The organism is Saprospiraceae bacterium (assembly GCA_016716185.1).
Taxonomy (GTDB): domain Bacteria; phylum Bacteroidota; class Bacteroidia; order Chitinophagales; family Saprospiraceae; genus Vicinibacter.
Genome location: JADJWV010000002.1, coordinates 68,555 through 91,988, shown reverse-complemented (window position 1 = coordinate 91,988; position 23,434 = coordinate 68,555). Strand labels below are relative to the sequence as shown.

12 protein-coding genes are annotated in these 23,434 nt (G+C 42.0%); 4 read left to right on the top strand and 8 right to left on the bottom strand.

Annotated elements, in window-relative coordinates; genetic code table 11:
• Nucleotides 1–124 precede the first annotated feature (124 nt).
• From IPM34_02295 to IPM34_02265, 7 genes are all read right to left on the bottom strand, one after another.
• The gene (locus IPM34_02295; protein ID MBK8954369.1) at nucleotides 125–553 is read right to left on the bottom strand and encodes a hypothetical protein; all 429 of its coding nucleotides are present in this window, start codon (nucleotides 551–553) and stop codon (nucleotides 125–127) included.
• Between the two features lie 446 nt (nucleotides 554–999).
• On the bottom strand, nucleotides 1,000–3,948 hold the full coding sequence (locus IPM34_02290; GenBank protein MBK8954368.1) for an HYR domain-containing protein: 2,949 nt from the start codon (nucleotides 3,946–3,948) through the stop codon (nucleotides 1,000–1,002).
• 357 nt (nucleotides 3,949–4,305) lie between these two features.
• Complete coding sequence (locus tag IPM34_02285; GenBank protein MBK8954367.1) at nucleotides 4,306–8,292, bottom strand: M36 family metallopeptidase; 3,987 nt, start codon at nucleotides 8,290–8,292, stop codon at nucleotides 4,306–4,308.
• Nucleotides 8,293–8,891: 599 nt separating this feature from the next.
• Nucleotides 8,892–11,405, bottom strand: coding sequence for a T9SS type A sorting domain-containing protein (locus tag IPM34_02280; GenBank protein MBK8954366.1), 2,514 nt, complete (start codon nucleotides 11,403–11,405; stop codon nucleotides 8,892–8,894).
• 20 nt (nucleotides 11,406–11,425) lie between these two features.
• Nucleotides 11,426–11,830 carry a hypothetical protein gene (locus IPM34_02275; GenBank protein ID MBK8954365.1) on the bottom strand — a complete coding sequence of 135 codons (405 nt, stop codon included), beginning with the start codon at nucleotides 11,828–11,830 and terminating at the stop codon, nucleotides 11,426–11,428.
• A 244-nt stretch (nucleotides 11,831–12,074) separates the two neighbouring features.
• A complete protein-coding gene (locus tag IPM34_02270; protein ID MBK8954364.1) occupies nucleotides 12,075–12,761 on the bottom strand; it encodes an SOS response-associated peptidase in 687 nt (228 codons plus the stop codon).
• A 10-nt stretch (nucleotides 12,762–12,771) separates the two neighbouring features.
• Nucleotides 12,772–13,512: an SPOR domain-containing protein gene (locus IPM34_02265; GenBank protein MBK8954363.1), complete on the bottom strand. Its 741-nt coding sequence runs from the start codon at nucleotides 13,510–13,512 to the stop codon at nucleotides 12,772–12,774.
• A 1,010-nt stretch (nucleotides 13,513–14,522) separates the two neighbouring features.
• On the opposite strand from IPM34_02265, the gene IPM34_02260 reads away from it, so the two are divergent.
• Together IPM34_02260 and IPM34_02255 are read left to right on the top strand one after the other, a co-directional pair.
• Entirely contained in the window at nucleotides 14,523–15,731 is a 1,209-nt protein-coding gene (locus tag IPM34_02260; protein ID MBK8954362.1) for a trypsin-like peptidase domain-containing protein, read from the top strand.
• Between the two features lie 91 nt (nucleotides 15,732–15,822).
• A complete protein-coding gene (locus IPM34_02255) occupies nucleotides 15,823–16,539 on the top strand; it encodes a ComF family protein (protein ID MBK8954361.1) in 717 nt (238 codons plus the stop codon).
• Nucleotides 16,540–16,819: 280 nt separating this feature from the next.
• On the opposite strand, the gene IPM34_02250 is transcribed toward IPM34_02255, so the two are convergent.
• Nucleotides 16,820–19,720: a hypothetical protein gene (locus tag IPM34_02250; GenBank protein MBK8954360.1), complete on the bottom strand. Its 2,901-nt coding sequence runs from the start codon at nucleotides 19,718–19,720 to the stop codon at nucleotides 16,820–16,822.
• Between the two features lie 70 nt (nucleotides 19,721–19,790).
• Between IPM34_02250 and IPM34_02245 the strand changes: the two genes are divergently transcribed.
• Together IPM34_02245 and IPM34_02240 are read left to right on the top strand one after the other, a co-directional pair.
• Nucleotides 19,791–20,708, top strand: a complete 918-nt coding sequence (locus IPM34_02245) for a M23 family metallopeptidase (protein ID MBK8954359.1) — start codon at nucleotides 19,791–19,793, stop codon at nucleotides 20,706–20,708.
• A gap of 26 nt (nucleotides 20,709–20,734) precedes the next feature.
• A complete protein-coding gene (locus IPM34_02240) occupies nucleotides 20,735–23,242 on the top strand; it encodes a cation-translocating P-type ATPase (protein ID MBK8954358.1) in 2,508 nt (835 codons plus the stop codon).
• The last annotated feature ends 192 nt before the right edge of the window (nucleotides 23,243–23,434 follow it).

Below are 23,434 nucleotides of genomic sequence, written 5' to 3'. Positions count from 1 at the left end.
GCTTTAAATCTACAATTAAAGAGTCAATAAGAGTTCGAAATAAATATCGCTTTACTATTATTAAGCCATACTGATTAGAATTCACAGCTGATCCACGCATTGTATAATATCCATAACAAACACACTATTTTACGATATTGAATCCTTTGAATTTGCCTTTTTTATCCGTTGTAAATGGCGTAGAGCTGATGTTGGAGCCACATTGTTGGTTGTTGTTGCATTGGGGCTGAGGAGTGATGCACATCATATTTATTGTTGCTAAATATTCAGTATTGGGCTTAAAGGAATCTTTTTCCTTATCGAATTTAGCTATCCCATTTTTACCGGTGGTTTCCTGTGCATGTGGTATGGGTACACATTTTCCATTCTGACAGGCACAGAGCGGAGCCCCTTTCTCGAAGACCATCACCAGAATGTTTGGGATACCGGTACCTTGGTTATTGCGAACACCAATCTGATTTTTACCCTGCGACCAAACCGCAACAGTGAATCCTAAAAATAAAATGAAGAAAAAACATAAAGATTTAAGGGATCTTAAATGAACCGGGTTCATATAAAATGATTTAAGAAGTGATAAAAATCAAACCCTCTCCTGGTCTCCTGAAGCAGAGACCTCATGATCCTGGCCTATAAATGTAAAGCTCATATGTGATAAATGCAAGTTTTTTGTAAAGTTTTTTGTCTTCTTTCAGTATTTTATATATACCCTGGAAAACGTGGCTATACCTTCCGACTTCAAAAAATGCGGAAACCCATGAAATTTCAACCGTGGATTGAACACCCAGGATACTATCCGTTCATAAAAATACCCGCAACAATTTCATCTTATTACGCGTTATTAGGTATTAAATACTAACGTTCGTTAGTTTTATGACTTTTTTTTGAATCACCCATATAGAAAAAGTGAATATGATATGATAAAAAAAGTCCGGTAATCATTACCGGACTTTTACAAATTAAACTAACATTTTTTAGTTATATCATAATCTCTGGAATACTTTAATTCACCATTAACTGAATCGTTTTTTGGTTAACTCCATTGCTTACCCGGATCATGTGTAAACCAGGTTTTACATTCAATCTCTTCAGATCCAATTCCGGATTGTTTTCAGATGTCGCCAGTTGTACGCGGAAAATGAGTTTACCGGAAAGGTCATACATATGCATCTCTTTGGGCCCGTAGTCAAATCCTTCCAATAACAGGCTTACAAATTCTGAAGCCGGGTTCGGTATGGCTTTGATACCAACATTGGTTAGTTCATGATCCGGTTTGATGTCATTTTTCCAATTTTCAATAGTTGAAAATGCATGAACAAGGCCATCGTCCTGCTTTCTCAAAGCAGAAGGTAGCGTATGAAACCAACCATTGACAATAATTGAATTGGTTACCCCGCATTTGGATCTGATCTGATATTGGTAAAAAGTTCCAGGCATTAGTGAACCAAACGCGTGTTCGTTTCCAGGGCCGGATTTGTTAGCCCAGGATGTCCAACTCGACCAAACTCCCGGACTCATCTCATAACGGAGCCTCAATTGGTAAGCTGTATTACAAGGAGTTCCTGGATTCCATTTGATCTTTGCTGAATTCGTGGTGGTATCTTTATGATATACTTGTATGGGTTGTCCGCAATTGGCAGCTTGTACGGTCACCTTAAATGTGCAGGTGCTCGTATTTCCATAAGCATCTGTCGCCTTGTAGGTAATATTGGTATTGCCCAGAGGAAATAAAGCATTCTGCGCCAAACCTGCAGTGCGTTGTAATTTAGCTCCTTCCATTTCAAGAATGGCAAATCTGTTGGCATTGTGAAAAAGGTCATTAAAGCAACCTCCAATTTCCAATTCCAGATAATTTTCTCCAGCACCACCATTGGGCTCACCGTCACACCAATTCACATAACTAAAGGGCTCGCAATTGTTCCATTTCCAGACGCCTTCAGTCTCCGCATCATTTCCTCCTATCCATGCAAATCCGGCTCCACTTGCAGCAATTGCATTTTTCTCTGGTTCTGAAGTGATGCTTGCAAGATGCCCTCCTGCTGCAATTGCGTTATTGTACGCCGTTGTAAAATTAGATTGTGCATTGGACTGATAATAATGGCTGTTGCCATAACTGGTTTTGTAAGTATATCCCGGAGGTGCTGCCGGCAGACAATTATCCGTTACCGTTGGATCCGGATAACATACCTGAGCCGAACACTCGTTCGCTTGTGTTGTGACTTCTACATTTGCCGGACAAGCTATTGTAGGTTTCTGATTATCGATGACCGTAACTGTAAAACTACAGGTTTCGGTAGTTCCGGATTGATCCTCAACCGTCCATGTGACCGTGGTTGTTCCCACCGGATAGTCTCCGGAGGCATCACAGCTGTTGTTGAAAGAATTTTTAGAATTCTTATTGGACAAAGGCTGTGGCGATGCCACCCAATCTGTTGCCGGATCCATGGCATCCAAATATCCGTTGTGTGCATTGTTTACCTTGTTTGTCAGAATTGTACTTCCAGTGCCATCTTCAAAGTCATAATAACCTGTAAGACCGGGTTCATTACCCAACATCCTTTGATTCATATTGCATTGAATGGACTTAATATCCAAAGCTTCATTCCAGATCTGCAGCTCATCGATATCCCCATTAAAATGTTCAGAAGCACCGGTCCATTGTGTAGCAATATTCAGATTGTGTGGCCAGCCTACCCCACAATTTGGATTATCAATCGGGCTTCCTTTGGTCGCTTTTAATGTCCCGTCTATATATAAATACGCATTGGAGGCCGTTCTGACGACAGTGTAGTGATGCCACATAAAATCAGTGGGCCAAAGTACACCCGGATTCCCCCAACTATCACCAATTCTTACTCCGGGTGGATTGTTGTTGTCATGTCCTATGTAAAAACACCGACCCTGAGAAATGATATTTCTAAAACTACCTACCTGGCTTGAGTTTTGCTTAGCCCACAGCATGACTGTGAATTCACCGGTATTGGGGATAACATCATCAGGAGCATGAACTACATCATTGGCTCCATCAAAGTTCAATGCAGTGCGCGTGCCCAATTCTCCACCACAAATTTCCGGCATGAGATCGTCCAGATAGGTGCTGCATTTATTTGGGTTGGCTATCGTAGTGATATTTACAGGACATGTTAAGTTGCAATCATCATAGCTAATTTCAATCAGACCATTGCCCGAATTTACATTGCTCACTGTCGTGCCTGAACTCACGCCACCAATATAACTTGATCCACCGCCGCCGCCGCCATTGGCACAATAACTTCCACCTCCACCACCTCCAAAATAACCGCCGCCGCCGCCGCCGCCGCCTTTCCAATCTTGGTCATTCCCATTTCCTCCTAAACCAAATGATCCAGGGTATCCGTTAAACATGCAAGTAGATGGCAATAAACCACCACAACCCCCTGCCCCTCCTGAACTCTGAGTTCCACCAAAACCACCTTGTCCGCTCCATGGTAAACAATCACCTGTGCTACCTACACCATTGATTCCAGTCACTCCTCCACCAGCTCCACCGTCTCCACCTTGGTAGGGATTTTGTCCACCTCCGCCGCCGCCCCCACCCGCAGCAACGATCACTCTGTTCGCCAACAAAATTCCGCCAACTCGCAAATCGGAGGCACCTCCACCGTTTCCTCCTTTGCAACCTGCACCCGGACAACAGTACGCAAGTCCGCCTCCATTATAACCGCTTTGACCGCCCACAAATAAATACAAGGTCTGGCCAGGAGTCACCGCTAGATCACCACTGGCAAATCCTCCATTCGCTCCAAAGCCTCCATAATTCCCTGCGCATGCGCTGTTCTCGCCCTGAGCCCCATAAGTTTCAATAGAAATATTTGTGACCCCCGCCGGAACCACCCAACTTTGCATGGCACCTGTATAGTTAAAAGTTACCGTGGTTTGGGCAAGAGCAGCGTTTACTGAAAGAATGAACATAAAAGAAACAATTAACTTCCAATAAACCATTCTAAATGAGTTTGTTGTGTTTTTCATGAATTTTGGTATTTAATTTAAAAGAAGGAATGGACCGGCGGGTCTCAAAAATACAATTTTTTGGAATTCATCCACAAATACTTTGCATTTTATACAGCCCAACAAAGAACACAGAATAATTGGACTATATCAAACCTTTCCGTATGGTCTTTCTTCCTTGTTGTCAGAAATCACTTATCCTATTTTAAGTCCAATCAAGCTATTTATAACAAAAAAAGTCCGGTAAAATTTACCGGGACTTTTATAAGATAACTAACAAATGTTAGTTTCGGTCATTTATCGCAGTTTGATCCTGGACGTTTACGACCCAATCATCAACTGTATGGTCTTTTGATTATTTCCATCGCTCACGCGGATCATGTGTAAACCAGGTTTTACATTCAATCGCTTGAGATCAATTTCCGGATTGTTTTCTGCAGCATCTAATTTCACTCTGAAAATGAGTTTACCCATGAGGTCAAACATCATCAATTCTTTAGGTGCAGAATCAAATCCATCCAGATAAATACTTACAAAATCTCTGGCTGGATTGGGTATGGCCTGCAGATCAATAGATCCCGACAAATCGCCTATTGATTTTTGATCAGGCTTGAATTCTTCGACCTTAGAATAATAATGTACAATATCGTCATCCATTTTTCTGAGAGCCCCTCCGCCCAGGGTCCAGAACCAACCATTCACTACGGTAGAATTTGTAGCAGATCCACATTTCGATCTGATTTGATATTGGTGGAAAGAAGCATCATCAAGTCCTGTAAACATATGTTCATTTCCGGGTCCGGATTTATTGGCCCAACCCGACCAGCTACCCCAGACTCCGGGGGAAATCTCTTCGCGTATTCTCAATTGATAACCAGTTACACAAGGCGTACCGGCTTTCCATTTTACTTTAGCTGTGCTTGTTGTGGTATCAATGTGATATACTTGAATGGGTTGTCCACAGGTACCGGCCTTCACAGTTACTGTATATGAACAGCTGGTTGTCTTTCCATCTGAATCTGTTGCAACAAAAGTGTTAGTTGTATTGCCAAGAGGATAAGTTACACCGGAAGCCAATCCGCTGGTCTGTATAATACCTGCACCTGGTTTATCATCATACACACACAAACTCTTATAGGAGAATATCATATTGCAATTTCCTGGGACAGTCGTAATAGTTGTATCTGCAGGACATTCTGTTTGTCCGCAACCCACAATTAAAATGGCCAGAGGGTTGGAGGCATATCTCGATTGTAAAGGTTCTCCAAACTGATTGCAAGAAAACCACCAGGATGCAACTAAATTCAAATAATAGACCCCTGGAACAGTAGGTGCCGTAAAGTTGATACTATGTGAAGCAGATGAACCACCTACAGCACTAAATAAACATGTTGAAAAAATATTTCCACTTCCTGCATTTAATCCGACATAATGCTGCGTGATACATCCACAACATCCACCACAACCGGGATTTACAGTTGTAGTCCTATTGAAAGTAAAGCTGACAGCCTGACCCGGTTTAACATTTGCAACGTTGCTACCTGTTCCCGCTAAATTTACAGAAGTAAATACAGAGGTTCTACCAAGGGCATTGTACACCGTTGGATTCAATGGACAAGAACCAATGGAAGGAGGTCCGGTTACAGTCACTGTAAAATTACAGGTCGTTGTATTGTTTGCATAATCTGTTACGAAAGCAGAAACATTATGCACGCCCACTCCATCCGCACAATCGAAATTATTTTTAGAAAATTGTACATCAAAAATTCCATTGCATAAAGGATCCAGATCAGTAACGATGGATTTCATTACATCTGAAAGCTTAGCATACTTCCATGCATAGCCTCCGGAAACCCCTATATTTGGAGCAACCGGATCCACATAAGTTTGCATTCCGATAATAACGTGTCCATCCGGTGCCAATTGCAAAGGCTGCAAACCTCCACCACTTCCACCAACGCCCGTCATGATGTTATTTGTTGAATTGGGGCTGTTAGCCAAAATTGCTGAAATGGGTTTGGATCTTCCCGTTAAACGGTCAATTGCACAACCCATTCTGTTTTGAAAACCTACAAGTGCATGCCCTGCGGGTGCCATTTCTGATATATTAGGTGTTGACCCAACTGCAGAACCATTATAGCAGGTCCAAACTTCATTGGTACCAAACATTCCATCTGGTCTCACTTCGCGGCAACGCAGTCTGAACTTACTGAGAACTCCACTTCCCCAACCGTTTCCATAATCTGCTTCATAACCAACAACGACATAGCCGGTTGGACAATTACAAATGACGTCTGGTGCTGCAACGACGCCTGAACAAGGAAATCCAACACCTTTTAATTGGGCAGGTAAGTTTGTTGGTACAGGTGGTAAGCCTTTTAATTCAATTTCCGGACCACCAACCATAATCTCCACATTTCTGCAGCTCACCACAGGGGCTACATTGTCACAATTACATGGAACATCATACGCTGCTGAACCATCTAATGTGCTGTTCGCACTCCCTTGTGAAGCACTTAAGCCTAAACCTCTTTTAGCAAAAGCCTTCCAAATAACACATTCATTATCTTTTCCATATAAAATATCATCTGCAGCCAATATAGCATTTCTACCATCTACAAATCCGGGACCACAGGGTTGTAAGATCATTCCTAAATTAACCAAATGCATTGCCTTTTCGAAGCCAGCAGTTGCTCCGTGTCTCGCTACCAGGCCATCGACCAATTCCCATAACATGGTACACCAGACAAAACCAACGCCATGGGGAACTGCCATTCCTGGCAGGTTTGCATAAGTATAATTGTTTACGCCCATATTTGTTGAATACCTGGCAGGGCGGATACCCGGCCCATTGGTAGCTTGGCCTAAAACATAAGTTCCGATTCCTCTATCGCTGGCACTCCCTGTCCAACATGTCATTAAGGAATAAAAATCAGACCAGCCTTCTCCCATTTGCTCTGCATTATTTAAACAGCTTACATTACCTGGACCTCCTGTTAGTCTGTTTGAGATTCCATGCGCATATTCATGTGCAATAACCCCATTATCCAGATCAGAATCTCTGTTTGGAGAAGTATAAGTCCAAACATACATTTGCATTCTGGGTCTCATACCATCAACAGGAGTTCCGAAATTGGCATTATTGGTTCCGCTGCCATCCTGGGCTTCTGCTCTAACATCATCATTGCCTATTCCACCATTGCCATAATTATTGACCTGAAAATTTCCATTTCCTTCATCAAAACCATATTGGTAGGCAAAATCATGCAAATAGTTGTTCCAGTAAAATAAATTGGTAACCGCTGCGGGACGGTAAGTACTTGGGTGCATCGTCAGATCTAATGTAAAATCGAAATCCAATCCTGCGCCTCCATCCGGATCTGAACCCGGATCAGGACTGTTGTTAGCATCAGTATCCGTATATGCGTGCACATTGTTGCCACGAGTTGTAGTATACTCCGGTCCAACTGCACCGTTTGTATCGTGCCAACCAAAAGGGGATGCTGTTGGATCAGCAGGCTCATTTTCAAGAGTCCTCCCACCATGACTGGGACTTTCGATGGGCTCTTTATAAACTCTGTAGGAACTTCCATCCAAAGGAGAAAAGGCTACGAATTCATCTAAATGAACATGATCGCCACCGGAACAGGTGCCTTCGGGTGCATCAAAATTGCAATGCACAACCAGATTGTTTTTATCAGTCAGATTGCCCGTAGAAGCATCCACACGGGCCAACCACCAGTTTTGAGCAGTGGTTTCATAAATACATACTTCCCAGGTCAGGTAAATTTTTCCATCTTCTGCGGCAACCCACACTAACCGGACGGGTATATCTTCTAATGATAAATTGCTTTTTTCGTAAACAACTTCTTTTTGAGATCCTCCTTTGTTTTCCATCATTCGCATGGATGCAGGAGCAGGATAACCCAGTTGTTCTGCTGCACGCATCAAGGCTTGGCCTTGAGTGAGTACGGGTTCAGAAGAACCTGTTTTTGAATGAATGTCCTGGCAAAAGCGGTTGCTTGTAGACACTACTTGTCCATCTTTTATATGGACGCTGAAAATGGCATTGTGTATCGGAATGCCAAGATACTTTTGCTGGATGTAAACGTTGTGCAACCCAGCAGGTTTAAAGAAAGTTTCGTTGGTGACTGCAATTTCTTTGACATCATTTGCAGAAAGTCCGAATTCCTGAGGATTTGCCCTCATAAACTGCAGGGCAATTTCGGAGTTGGTCTGCGCAAAAGATTGATGCATGAACAACACGCAACAAAACAACACTAAGTTGATAAAAATCTGGTTTTTCATATGATTTGGTTAATGATTTATGAGAATTAAGGGTTATTGTAGCATTTTGCCATTGATTCTTTGGAATCTTTGTCTGTCGAAAGTCCAAAGATAAATTTGATTATCAACATATTAGATAAATTTTATATTATTTTTTAACAAATATTTGCAGATTGAACTTTTAATTGATTTTCAGAATTTTACAATTGAAATGATTTTTTAATTCTTTTCCGGTATTAGAAATTAAAAGTCCATTCAAGTATCTATTTAAAATAAATCCCCCATGATGAATTACTAATGGGAGCAATAACCTCTTTAAGATAGCCGGTAAAGAATTACTTTTTCAACCCATACTTATTTCCTAAGCCGGACCTGCCCCGGATATCACAGGTATGCACCCCAGAACAAGCCGGACTAGAATTTTTCCCAAGAAAAAAGATTTAAACCTACCGTCTCTAGCAGGATTGTTCGACATTCAATTTTTACTTTTCCTCCATTAGATGAAGAAGTAAAAATTATATCTAACTAATAAAAAAGTCCGGTAAAAAATACCGGACTTCAAATTATTATCTATAACTAACAGTTGTTAGTATCGCATTATTCATGAACATGGATCCGAATCACGATCCAATTATCAACTGTATGGTCTTTTGATTCACTCCATCGCTCACGCGGATCATGTGTACTCCCGGCTTGACACCCAATTGCTTCAAGTCAATTTCCGGATTGTTTTCTACAGCATCCAACTGAACTCTGAAAATCAGTTTGCCCATTAAGTCAAACATGGACAGTTCTTTATCATTCGTTTTAAATCCTTCAATCTGAATAGTCACAAAATCGCGGGCAGGATTTGGAATGGCAATGATTGCCAAGTCAGATTCAATTCCAATCGTTTTTTGGTTATCTTCATTATACGTGCTGAAATTCAACTTCTCCGCAATCACATTCAACAATTTCTTTAAAGGCGGAGGAGCCAGGGTATGGAACCATCCGTTAACTGAAATAGAGTTTGTAGGAGCACCACATTTAGAGCGGATCTGATACTGGTAGAAACTAGAAGGCATTAAACCCAAAAAATTGTGTTGGAGTGCAGGATCTTCACTATAATATACCCATCCACCCCAGGAACCCCAAACACCTGGAGTAATTTCTTTTCTTATGCGTAGTTGGTAATCTGTATTACATGTTCCAGCTTTCCATTTTATTTTAGCTGTAGTAGAGGTTGTATCTGTGTGATAAATTTGTATGGGGACCCCACATGCATAAGGCAGGATGGTCACTTTTTGAATACAGTTTGATTTATTTCCTTTTTTATCCGTTGCCGTCCATTTCACATTGGTCACTCCCAAAGGATAAGAACCAGGAGCATTGTTGACTATAGAAGTGATCACAATACAATTATCTGTAGCGGTTGCCAGACCTAAAGCAACTGAACCAGAAGGCACCGGACCGCAGTTTCCGCTGGAAGTTGTATGGCTTACATTGGCAGGACATATTATTATCGGTAAAGTATTATCAATGTATTCCGGAGCATTAGGATCAGTACTTACAAACCCCGGATCGTCACCATCTACCAATCCATCGCAATCATCGTCAATCGAATTACAGATTTCCTGTGCACAAGGTTTCACATTGGGATTACTGTCATTGCAATCACCATAGTTTGCAGACAATCCATCGCCATCATTATCCAAGCTTAAGCAGGAGGACATAGGAACCAAACCAATGGCGTCGACAAAATTTCCAACAGAACCACCATTTATTCCCCGCACTCGCAATCTGGATACAGTTTGGCCTGCAGGAATTAAATAACTTCCTGAATACAAATTCCATGTGGTGCCATCTGTCATGGTCGCCAGGGTTGTAAATGGACCTCCCACCGGGCCTACTTCCAGTACTGCAGTTTGAGTTCCTAATCTTCCCCGGTGAGCGCACTGCCAATAATAAAGTACGCCATCGCATGTAGTCACATCCTGATGAATGGTGCTGGGAAAATTGGAATTGACTTCGCAATAATTGGAACCATGGTAAGCTGCAACCCCTTCATTACCTGTACCCCAAATTTCAAAGTTGCTGTCATTGGTAGTCCATCCTGTTACAGCTGATAAAAATCCAATTGTATTAGGTGGCACACAACTGATTTCGAAACTTCCGTTAAACGATCCATTATTATCACATGCACATTCTACGACTTCATACACTGCATTATCTATTCTATCTACAAAATACAAATGGTTACCAGGACCACTTGATGCCTTTCCCGAATAAATATCTGTTATAGCAGATGCTCCGCTGATGTAAACAGTACTTGCCCCTCCGCTTCCGCCTGTCAAAATAATAGTGCTGTTCCCCGAGCCCCCGTTGTTTATAGTGGTAAAAACATTTCCGTTTGTAGGATCAACAGTCCCAAGAGAATATTGACATCCTGTCATGATCGTAAAAATGTTGGTAGTACCCGTCCAAGCTAATGATGGAAAATTAGCACCTTGTGTATGTCCCGCAGTACTTATTGCATAGTTATTTTGACTACCGCAATCGGAATAGACAACATAGTCGCCATTGGGCAGAATTCCAAATCCATCTCCGTGATTGCCATTGGGTACAGAAGCGGTAACTGATCCCCAATAAACAGCAGTAGGATTTTTTGCCCAAATAAAATCGAACATAGACTCATAACCGACAATCAATTTACCGCTTCCATCAAAATTAAGGCTATGACGCGGAGAACCCAAAACAACACCTGTTGAATAAACGGTAGAAGTTCCTGTAACAGGATCTATGGAATGAACACTATTTGTATTGCTGTTGTGGGTATAAATTTTATTATCCGGTCCCCAGGCCATTTTTACAGCCTGGAAATATCCAAATGGATAGTTTGCAATAAAACTGACAGTACCGGAAGGAGTAATTTTATAGAGATTAAAATTTCCTCCAATGAAAGCACTTACGCCTGCTACATAAACATCAGCTGTGTTCGGGTCTACCACGATGCCAAACAAGGTTTGTCCAGCAAGAGGACCTCCTGAAGCCGCTTTACGAATTTTATAGCCCGCTGGAGGAGTTGGGACAGCATTTAGTTGTCCAATTACTCCAACGATAAAAAGAAGTATAAAGATTTGTGTTAGTTTTTTCATGATGTATGGAATTGATGAAATTAAAATGTAATTGCTGAATAAAGAGATTTTGGATCAAATCCCTCGGGCAATTCGATTTGCAGATTGGAATGATCGCTTTCGCCACAAATTGCCTGAATTTCAACTAATGATTCAATCAAAGATGATATTTGCGTTGAAATTTTCTGACCCGTTGAGTTATTAAAAACATCAAGCCTGAATCTCGCTTGTTTAGCAATCGTGCTATTGTTCTTAATTTTAAGAAGGAATGTCAATTTGCCATCGCATTGGACCAAACTTGAATAGATATCGAGATCCGGATGGCTGTCATGCATTTTGGACCAATCCTGAATCACTTCTGACTGACCTTGAGTTTGCGCCTCTAAGTTTAGGGCTCCAAATAAAAATACAACAATTAAAAATTGGAATAAAGACCTGGTATTCATCTTGATTTGTTTAGGTTTGGAAAAATTGCCCTTCCTTCAATCGAAAGAAGCAGCCAAATATAGTAAAAACATCTCGTTCACATAATACTATTATTTATATAATTTTTTTTAATGTATAAAATATTATTCTTAATTAACTTTTAAGAACTTATTTGGGAGGCTTTTCAGATTATAAAGGTAAATTCAGGAATCATTGTTAATTTAAGATAAAATAATCTTATAAAATAAAAATCCAATGTTTTATTCAGTCAATATTTTGACAAATTACAAGATCAGAATCATTATTCCTTACATTGTTCACCCGCTCCGACACCGGATAGGCCTCCATCCATTCATCGGGAAAAGGTTTTAAGAAGGCATGGAGCTGATCCATACTCCATTGTTCTTCCAGCCAAAGCTTTTCCTCTTCGGGCAACAACATCACCGGCATGCGGTCGTGAAGTGGCTTCATCATTTCATTTGCAGCACAGGTAATGATCGTAAAACTCGGAATGAGAATTCCTTCGGGATTCTTCCACTGGTCAAAAAGTCCGGCCATGAAAAAAACATCGCGGTCTTTGCGACAGATCCGGTAAGGATGTCTTTTACCGGATGCATCTTTTTTCCATTCGTAAAATCCATCCATGGGCACGAGGCATCTTCGTTTTTGCAGGGCTGTTTTGAAACTGGGCTTTTCATCCAGGGTCTCGGCTCTTGCATTGATCATCTTCGAACCTATCGATGCTTCCTTGGCCCAAAACGGAATCAATCCCCATTTGAAATATCGAAAATGTTGTTTATCCGACATCGGTACCACGGGATGCCAGTGGGTTGGTGCAATATTAAAGCTGGGTAGCGGATTGTAGCGCTCGAGATCTTCGGAATAAAAAGTCGCATCAAACCGTTCTTCGAGTTCAGATTCGACACGCGTGAGCGAACCCCGGCCACACATGAATGCAGTTTTATTTCGCTTTTAAAAATGCTTTTTCTCCCTTGCTTTCGAGTTTTGCCACGATCTTCTCGGCTTCTGCTCTCGAATTGTAAGATCCGGCTACCGCCGAGTAATATTCAGATGAACCAAAGACCTTCCGGTGCGCGCCTGAATAACCCATCTTCTTGAGCTTCTTCACCTGGTCGTCTGCATTTTCTCCCTTGATGAAACTACCGCATACCACATAAAATCCGGCAGCACTTGCTTTGGACTTACTGGTCTCCGGTTTGGATGCTGCAGGCTTCGATGCAGCTTTTGTAGAAGTCGCAGATGATTTTGTTTTTTCTTCGGCTTTGGTTTTGGTTTCCGTCGTCGCAGGCTTATCAGCGACTTTCTGGGCTTTCGGGTCGGTGTTGACTGCTGCCTGTGGTTCGGTTTTTACTTCTTTTTGTGTATAGTCCACTCCAGTTCCCGATTGTGGCGCGGGTTCCGGTGTTTGGCTTTCTGCTGGTGCTCCCACCTGAGATGGCAACTGTCCCGTCAAATCGAGGATCATGCTGTCTTCACCCGTCAAGGCCGTGCCGGGCGCGTGGTGTTGGTCCATAAACAGGCTGTCTGCCATTTCAGCGGCAGGCAAAATATCTTCAGCTGGTGCCTGACTTCTTTTGTAGATCATGAAAACAATCGCGCCCACTAAAAGAACCAGGAGCACGTAGAGCAATATTTTAACGGTATCTTTCATTTCTAAAATTTTATATGAGAATAAATGCAAAATTACAATAATTTACAAATTATAAAAAAATATTATATGTTTTGGTTCCGGTAGAAAGGTCGAACCGAAAATGAGGAAGCTTTGAAGCCTGTCTGATCCCTCCGGGATCGGGGATAAAGTAGGCCTTGTTTATGCTGTTAGTCTTTTAAATGTTGGAAAAAAATTCCTCTTCTATATAGATATCTTCAACGTGGCAGCCTTATGATCGAAAGGCAGGGTTTTAATCGAATCATCTTTATAAACTTCGTAAAACCATTGATTTCAAATAGAATTCACAATAAAAATGTTGCTGTGTATTTAACCACTTATTCTTTTGCTGCCTGGAATCAGGGGTGTGGGGGTACTTATCTCATTCGATGAGTAGTGATGAGGTTCGGGAAGTATCCGACCACGCTGTGGTCGACGTGTTCTTTAGCCATCTCGTTAACGGTGTTTGATCCCTCCGGGATCGGGGATTGAAGGGGAATTGAACGGTGTCAGATCCCTCCGGGATCGGGGATAAAGTAGGCCTTGTTTATGCTGTTAGTGTTTTAAATGTTGGAAAAAAATTCCGTTGCTTTGCTTGACGTTTCATTTTAGTCATCTCGTTAACGGTGTCTGATCCCTCCGGGATCGGGGTTTGAAGGGGAATTGAACGGTGTCTGATCCCTCCGGGATCTTGGATAAAGTAGGCCTTGTTTAGGCTTTTAGTCTTTTAAATGTTGGAAAAAGAATTCATTTGTTGTGGTCGCCGTTCACTTTTGACTTCCCGGGAACGGTGTCAGATCCCTCCGGGATCTTAGATAAAGTAGGCCTTGTTTATGCTGTTAGTGTAATAAATGTTGGAAAAAGAATTTCTATACATAGATAGTCAAAAGAGCAGCCCTATTAACGAAAGCCGGGCTCTGATTGGAAAAATCCTGAAAAGCCATATAAAAGATACTCGTTAAATCCAAGTTAAAGCAATTCCATGCAAAATCTCTCTTTATAATTTAGCGTTTGAATGTTTAAATACTAAAAACAAATTGCATATGAAAAATCATTTGAAACCTGTGTTATCCGGAATCGTAGGTGGGATGCTCGTTATGGGTGGTTTTTTATGGTATCAAAACAATAACATTGCAAGACCGGAAAATACTCCCATCGCGCAATCAGTTAGTTCGCTTCACTACCCGACAACGGGTCCCGATTTCTCGATGGCTGCTGAAAAAGCCTTAAACTCTGTAGTCCAAATCAATGCGCAGGAAAGCGAAAAACTGGCCAGACAAAAAATGGAGGAAACCGATCCGTTTTTAAATCATCCCTTATTTCGCGACTTCGATTTGAGATCTTTTGGATTTGGAATGCCCTACCAGCAGAAAAAAGGCTCAGGCAGCGGAGTTATTTACTCACAGGATGGATACATCGTCACCAACAACCACGTTGTTGAATTTGCAGATGATATTGAAGTGATTTTAGAAGACGGCAGAAAATTAGCCGCTAAGAAAATCGGTACAGATCCCAGAACCGATCTGGCCGTTTTAAAAGTAGAAGCTGATAATTTGCCCGTACTTCCCATTGCTAATTCAGATGAACTCAAAGTAGGCGAATGGGTATTGGCCGTCGGAAATCCATTTGGTTATCTGACTTCCACTGTTACCGCCGGAATCGTTAGTGCCAAGGGGAGAGATTTGAATTTATTAGACAATCAGGACAACCAATATTACAATCCATTCCAAAGAAATCGGTATTCTTCAGGAGCTGGCATTGAAGAATTCATCCAAACAGACGCCGTAGTAAATCCCGGAAATAGTGGAGGCGCACTGGTCGATGTGAATGGCCGGCTGGTTGGTATCAATTCGGCGATTGCCAGTAAAACCGGATACTATACCGGTTATTCGTTTGCGATCCCATCCAACCTCATGACTAAAATTGTGCGCGAACTGATCCAGCATGGTAGTTTCGACAGAGGGCGATTCGGGGTAGGAGTAGTTCCCATCGATGAAGAATTGAAAAAAGAGCTGAACTTAAATGCGGATTACGGCGTTTTAATTACTGAACTTGAGGACAAAGGTTCGGCAAAATATGCCGGTTTACTTCCCAATGACGTGATCATCGAAGTAAATAATAAATCGATTAAAACGGTTGAAGAATTACAAAAAGTTGTAGCTTTGTCCAAGGTTGGCGAGACACTCTATACTAAGGTCATTCGCAACGGCCAAATTAAAGAGATACCCGTCAAAATCCGTAAAATGATATAAGCTTGTATAGTAGCCTTTTGTAGCTTTCTATAAAGTTGGTTTTTCGTTTTGTTTGAAGGTCCCGGCAGCAATGCCGGGATTTTTTTTTGCTATGAACACCCGATGGATCACTGAACTGCTTAAGAATTCGTGGGATGGCTGTCTGGAATTGCTGTACCCCAATTTATGTATTTGTTGCGAAGGGAAATGTCTGACACCCGGACAGAAATTTTGCCTGGAATGCCAAAGCCAGTTGCCCCCCAGTGAGATGTACCGGTATCGCGAAAATGAGTTTACACTAAAGTTCAGAGGAAGGGTTCCACTGAGCCTGGGAGCTGCACTTTTTTATTACCAGAAAGGAAGCCGGCTTCAATTGGCCATGGAGCGACTCAAATACAAAAACGAACCGGACATCGGAATTTCCCTTGGTGCATATTACGCCCAATTGTTGAAGCAGAACGAATTGCTACAAAACGTCGATCTTTTAATGCCTGTCCCATTGCATCCAAGTCGACAACGAATCCGTGGTTACAATCAATCGGCCATGATCGCCCGGGGGTTTTCGGAAGTGAGTTCGATTCCGGTTGTGGAAAATGTGCTGCTCAGAAGCAAAGAAACCAAAAGTCAGGTCGATAAAAACCGGATGGAACGCATCGATAACATGCATTCGGTATTTTCTGTTAAACAGGCTGAGAAAATCGAAAACAAACACATCGCTCTCATGGATGATATTCTCACTACGGGAGCCACGTTGGAGGCCTGTGCACTGCAGCTATTAAAAGCTTCCCATTGCAGGATTTCGATGCTGACGATCGGGATGACGTGTTGAGGGAAGAGAAGGCTTTTTGGCTTTTTGGCTTTTTGGCTTTTTGGCTTTTTGGCTTTTTGGCTTTTTGGCTTTTTGGCTTTTTGGCTTTTTGGCTTTTTGGCAAATCCAGTGTAAAAACTAAAAGTTCCTATAAATTAAACTTTTTTTGAAATTTCAGCTGAACGAACATTCATCTTTATGCTTTGAGCTTTATGCTTTGAGCTTTATGCTTTAAGCTTTGCTCCTTAATCCATTCTCCATCCTTTGGCCTTTAGCCTTTTTTCCTTTCAGCTTTTTGCTCTTACTCCTTCCCCTCGTAATTTTTCTTAAAGTAGCTTTTGTATTCGGAGAGGCTTTTGAGCCGGAGGATTTCGCGATAGTTATTTTGGGTAACAGCCAGTAATTCCCAGTTGTCAAAATCCGGGATGAATTCTTCGGGTTTTTTCATGACGCCTTCGAAATATTTCATGGCCTGTTTCTTGGTATCGAATTTGCGGATGACGAGGATGGGATTGTTGGATTCGGTATCGAGTTCCACACTGGTCATTTTCAGTTTCTCCGGCTGATGATAATTGACGTTATAGTCGGATATGGATATTTTAATTTTATTTTCGATTTTATCTTCCGGATTGTACAACACCACCAACATAAAATGCAATTTTTCATCCTCCTGTTTGAAATTGAATTTATCCAATTCCGAAGCCCTGATCTGTACAAATGCATCCTGATCACCTTTTAAAAATCTCAAAATTTCTTTGGCTTTGATTTCTTCAGGGGTCGACGGGTGATTGGCCACCACATCTTTCAAAGCATTCATATAAACATCTTTGCCTTCGGTATTGCCAATGCAGAATGCAGACAACAAGGCTGCTTTCGCCAATAATTTATGTCCTCCGCCCATGCGGTTTTTAAGCAATTGAAGCAAATCCAGTGCTTCTTTGAATTGCTTGTTGGAATAATAGCTGTATGCTTTATTGTATTCGTTTGTGATCTCGTCTCTTTTAGCCAACAGGCCTTTCACGTATTCCGGATCGCTTAATACTTTGCCATAATGGCTGCCGGGAAATTCGTAAATGATCTGGTCTTTATAGGAATGCATGCATGCATCGTCTGAGAGATCCAGGCAATTGAGATATAAATAGTAAAGCGCATCGGGTTTACGTTGAGTTTTAGGATACTCTTCGAGCAGATTTTTCAGACTTTGAGAAGATTTGACAAAATTGTCCAGTTTCTCGCGATACAGAACCCCTAATTGAAATTTGGATTCAGCTATTTTATTTTTTACATCGAGGATCTGCTCGGGAGTTTCCGGAATCCCTTTCAGAATCTGAGCCAGATCGGCTTCCAGGCTATCTTGCTCTTCCTCCACTTCTTCGCTTACAATTTCATTGATAGAAAATGTATTCTTATTTTTTCTTCTCCAGTTGTCTTCCAGATTTCGGTTTCCCCAGGTTTGTTCAAACTCGGACCTGCCCCGGTTGATGGATCTTTGATCGTAAGCAAAGAAATTGCTCTGTGTTTTTTTGGAATCCTGGTTTCCAAAATTCTCTCTGCCAAATGGATTGGCTGCCAGTCCGTCGAGTTCTGCAAAGCGCGAGCGGTTATCTTTTACCGCTTCGGGTACTTTGGCTTTTTTCGCGTTTTTCAATTGAATGGCTAATGCCCGTTTGTCCTTTACTGAAAGTGCTGCAATGCGCAGCAAACTATCGTTCAGACTAATGCTTTCCAGATGTTTCGCAATTTCTTCGAGATTCGCAACCACCTTAGCTACTGCAATTCTTCTGGGGTCGGTCTTGCCCATCATGGTCATGGTGCTGTCGTAGTAGTTTTTGGCTTTGAGATAGTCCTGTTGTTCGAAATAATATTCCCCAAGCTGATAAAAGGACTCTGCCCTTTGCGTGTTACTTACGTTTGGAGATCGAAGCGACAGATTAAAATAGGAAACGGCGGTATCCTTGTTCCCGTCTTTTAAAGAAATCATACCCAGAGCATAGTACATTTCTCCTTTGTAGTCGCTGTTTTTAGGATCTTCCAAAAGTTTTTCCATCTTTTTAGCGATCTCTTGTACAGAATTTCCTGCCGCAGCATCATTGAGCAATACATTCAATCGGGCATGGAAAACCAAGTCGTAACCTGCTTTGTCTTTGATGCATGCATTAAAATACTCGTTTGAATTTTCATAGCGTGCTGCTTTTTGGTAAAGCTGTCCGAGGATGTATGCATAACGTGCACGTTCTTTTTTCTCTTCGGAAAATTCGATGGCCGATTTCAGGGCGGAAATTGCTTTTGCATCCTGATCCGTTTTGAGGTACAAATCTGCGTAGGAAGCATAGAGTTCTGCTTTCAGTTCACTTCTTGCATAAGGATCGTTTTCAACTTTTCGGAACAGTTGTTCTGCTTCGTAGGGCTTACCGCGTTCAACGAGGTTTTTACCAGCCCAGATAGCACCTTCCCAATAGGCGGGATAATGAGGAAACAACCAGGAGCCTTCATTGGTGAGATCAGATTGGTCTTGTTTAGGGGTAACCGGGGTTGGTGTAGCCAGTTCAGATTTATCGGCTGCAGGTTTTTTATCGTCGGCTGGTTTAGCTTCAGATGGCTTTGATTTGTTCTTTCTGGCTTTTGCTCTTTCTTTCTGGGCTTTTTTGCGATCTTTTGCCTTTTGTTCAGCGGCCTTTTGCCTTTCTTTTTTCAATTCTTCGGCTTCCTTCTTTTTCTCTTTGCTGGTTTTTGCTTTGATCTTTTTAGATTTCAATCGATTCTTAAAAGGATCGTATTCTTCCAGAAAAAATTTATAGGAACTTTCGGCCGTTTCGTAATCTTTCTTGAGGTATTGGGCTTTCGCCAGCAATAAATAACAATCGTCTGTCCAATGACTCACCCGGTGGTTGGTAATGACTACACCTACTTTTTCTATGGCTTTGTCCAGTTTGGATTTCACCGGATCGGCAGATTCGACAGCATTATATGGAAAAACCGGTAAAATTTTATTGTAGTTATCTTTGTGATTCTGATGTAAAGTCAGAACGACTTCCTGCATGATTTCGTTGGCGTTAAAATAACCGTTGTATTTTGACGTAGTATTATGATAAAACCGACCCAGGGCAGAAGTTTCTCCTTTCTTTCTCCGACTAACACAACCATCGGTCAGGAGTGCACAAATGAGGAGGCTTAAAAACAGGGTTTGAATGGAAATTTTCATGAATGCGATCAAAGATGTCTATTATAACTGAATTCGCGCAAATTTATTATAATTTAAAGTAATTTTAAGAATGTCAATTCATGTCCAAAAAGCGAGAAAATGGCTCAAGCAACACCTTGAAAAACGGTTCCTTTTCATCATCCGGAATGAAGAAACATTTGAAGAAACTGCAAGTTACCGGGTCACGCTGAAGAATATTTATCTGTTGGCCAGCACCCTGGTTTTTGTTTTGGGTTTATTTCTGTTGTTGCTGATCATATTTACCCCTGTGAAAAAGTACATACCCGGCTACGGGGATGTCCGGTCTCAAAGGGAGTTTATGGAACTGGACAGGAAGATTCAGGGACTGGAAAAATCAATCGCAGCCCGCGACACTTACATAGAAGGAATCCAAAGAATATTGGAGGGCAAACCGCAAACCCGGTCGGAGGTCACCAAAAACGTGCAAATCAAGCAGGTTAAACCGGAATCCGAGCCAAAGGTCAAAGAAGACAGTCTTCTAAGGGCTGAATTTGAGTCATTACTGGCCCGTGAAAATCCCCAAAAAGACAAAAATCAGGAGCGCAAATCCATCCCCATTTCCAGAAGTCTGGGAACCGATGTCTCTGAGGTCAATTCACCGGTACAACTGATATCTCCGATCCGTGGACCCATGGGTGCAAAATACAATCCCGAAACCGGCCATTTGGGGGTCGATATCATGGCTGCCCAAAACACACCCATCAAAGCAGTCCTCGAAGGAACCGTGATCCAGGCAGACTGGTCCATCGAAAATGGGCATACCATAGCGCTTCAGCATGGAAACAATCTGGTGAGCATTTACAAACACAATTCAGCGCTCCTGAAGAAAACCGGTTCCCGGGTAAGGTCCGGTGAAGCCATTGCGATCATTGGAAATACGGGCACATTGACCAGCGGACCCCACTTGCATTTTGAATTGTGGTATAAGGGGAAACCTGTCAATCCCTCCGACTATATGAGATTTTGAAAACGGGATCATAGAGATATATCAGAGTGATCACAGGAAAATATACCGGGCTGACCAGCGAACAGGTCAAGGTTCAGAGAAAAAAATCGGAAGTTCAGAAGCTCCAAAAAGAAGGGCTGCCCGGTTGGTTGGAAATTTTGCTTTCCATCATCACCGAACCTCTTTTTCTTATTCTTGTCGCAACTGCCGGAATTTACTTTTTACTTGGTGAGAACGAAGAAGCATGGATCATGCTTGCTGCACTTGGTTTTGTTTCGGGCATCAGCCTGTTTCAGGAACATCGAAGCTCCAGGGCCGAGAAGGCGTTGAAATCGCTACTCGAACCAAAAATCAAAGTATTCAGAAATGCCGAATTTCTGATGATAGAACAGGATGATTTGGTATTGGAAGATGTTTTTTTGATCGAAGATGGAGATCTGATCCCTGCCGATGCGAAGCTGTTGGAAAGTCACGATCTAACTATAAATGAAAGTATCCTGACTGGTGAGTCGATTCCCCTATATAAAGGCCTGGATTCGAATGACCGCGACATTTTTCAAGGCACACAAGTCATGTCGGGTTATGGCATCGCAGAAGTTAAGTTTTTAGGAAGAGAAACCAGATTGGGAAAAATACAGCAGCAACTCAAAAATATCCAAGCTGTAAAAACCCCGATCCAAATCCAGATTCAAAATTTTGTTCAGAAAATGGTGCAGTTCGGATTGGTTGCTTTCGCGATCATCTGGGCCATTCAATATTACATTACACAAAACTTTATTTTTGGATTATTGAAAGGATTGACCTTGAGTATGTCTGTTTTACCCGAAGAAATTCCGGTAGCCTTCAGCACTTTCATGGCCCTGGGAGCTTTACAACTTTATAAAAATCAGGTGCTTGTAAAAAACCCCATGACGGTTGAAACGCTGGGCGGTGTCAGCGTGCTATGTCTGGATAAAACCGGAACCATCACCGAAAATCAAATGCAGCTGGAAGGGATTTACTCATTTCAGGAGGGTAAACTTTCTCAGTTGAAAGAACGACATGCTTCGGCAAACAAGGTGATTGAATTTGCCATGTGGAGTTCGGAGGAATCGCCCTTTGATCCCATGGAGCAGTCCATTCACCAGGCCTATGAACAAATTTGCACGGAAGATTTAAGACTGGTGTTTAGCATGGTCCGGGAATATCCATTAGCAGGCAGGCCTCCTATGATGATTCATGTATTTGAAAACCCGGAAGGCCAACAGCTTCTGGCCTGTAAAGGTGGGTTGGAAAGCGTCATAAAAATTTGCGGCCTCACTCCAGAAGAGGAAAAACGGCTTGTTGAACAATCGCAAAGTCTGGCTGATTTAGGGCATCGGGTGCTTGCCGTCGCAGGAAGCAACGAACGATTATCTGATTTTCCGGCGGATCCCTTTGAATTTAAAATGCAGATGCTGGGATTAGTCAGCTTTTACGATCCCCCGAAAAAAAATATAAAAGATACCATCCGGAAATTTTATCAGGCAGGCATTGACGTAAAAATTCTAAGCGGTGATTTTTCAAACACCACGCTTGCTGTTGCCAGGCAAATCGGCATTCAGCAGACAAGCAAATTTTGCACGGGAGATGAAGTCATGGCGATGAACGAACAATCGTTAGTTTTGGAGTTGAACTCGACCGCAGTATTTTCCAGAATGTACCCAGAAGCCAAATTGAAGGTCATTGAAACCTTGAAGAATTCCGGACAAATTGTTTCGATGACGGGCGACGGTGTCAATGATGGCCCGGCCCTTAAAGCATCGCACATCGGCATTGCCATGGGACGCAAAGGCAGCGAATTGGCCCGGCGAAGTTCTTCTCTGATCTTAGCCAATGACGATCTTTCTAAATTGGTCGATGGAATTGCACTGGGAAGACGTATCTACGAAAACCTGAAGAAGGCCATACAATACATTATATCCATCCACATCCCCATCATCCTGATTGTGACCTTGCCGCTGATCTTCTTTTGGGATTATACCGATTTCTTTTCACCGGTTCACGTTGTTTTTTTAGAGCTCATTATGGGGCCAACTTGTTCTATTGTATTTGAAAATGAACCCATTGAGCCACAATCGATGGTCAAACCTCCGAGAAAATCCACCAATGAATTGTTCACCTGGAGTGAGTTAAATACCAGCATCGTCCAGGGACTTGTGATCACAGCATTTTGTCTGGCCGTTGCCCGGTACGCGATGTATGCTTCCTATCCGGAAGAAAAAGTGAGGAGTTTGCTTTATACGAACCTGGTTTTTGCAAACGTGTTCCTAACGCTCGTTAATCGCTCATTTATCGAATCGATCTGGACCACGCTGCGTTATAAAAATAAATTGGTTCCGCTCATTCTTGGAATTTCCATTCTGGCCTTGATGACAACACTTTATCATCCTGCATTGCAAACGGTTTTCAGATTTGAAGCTCTAAAGTTTGCTGAAGTTATGATGTGTGCGGGGTTGGGATTATTAAGTGTGATATGGATGGAGTTCTTTAAATGGAGAAGGAGAAAATCCGGTTCAAATTATAGTAAAGGATAGAAAACATTTTAATTAGGGGCGGTATTAATTTGAGAGGTTTTGACTTTTTGACCTTTTGACTTTTTGACTTTTTGACCTTTTGACGTTTCGAAGTTTCGAAGTTTCGAAGTTTCGAAGTTTCGAAGTTTCGAAGTTTCGAAGTTTCGACTTTTTGAAATTTTGATAAAAAACTAATTAAAAGAAACCCCCCAA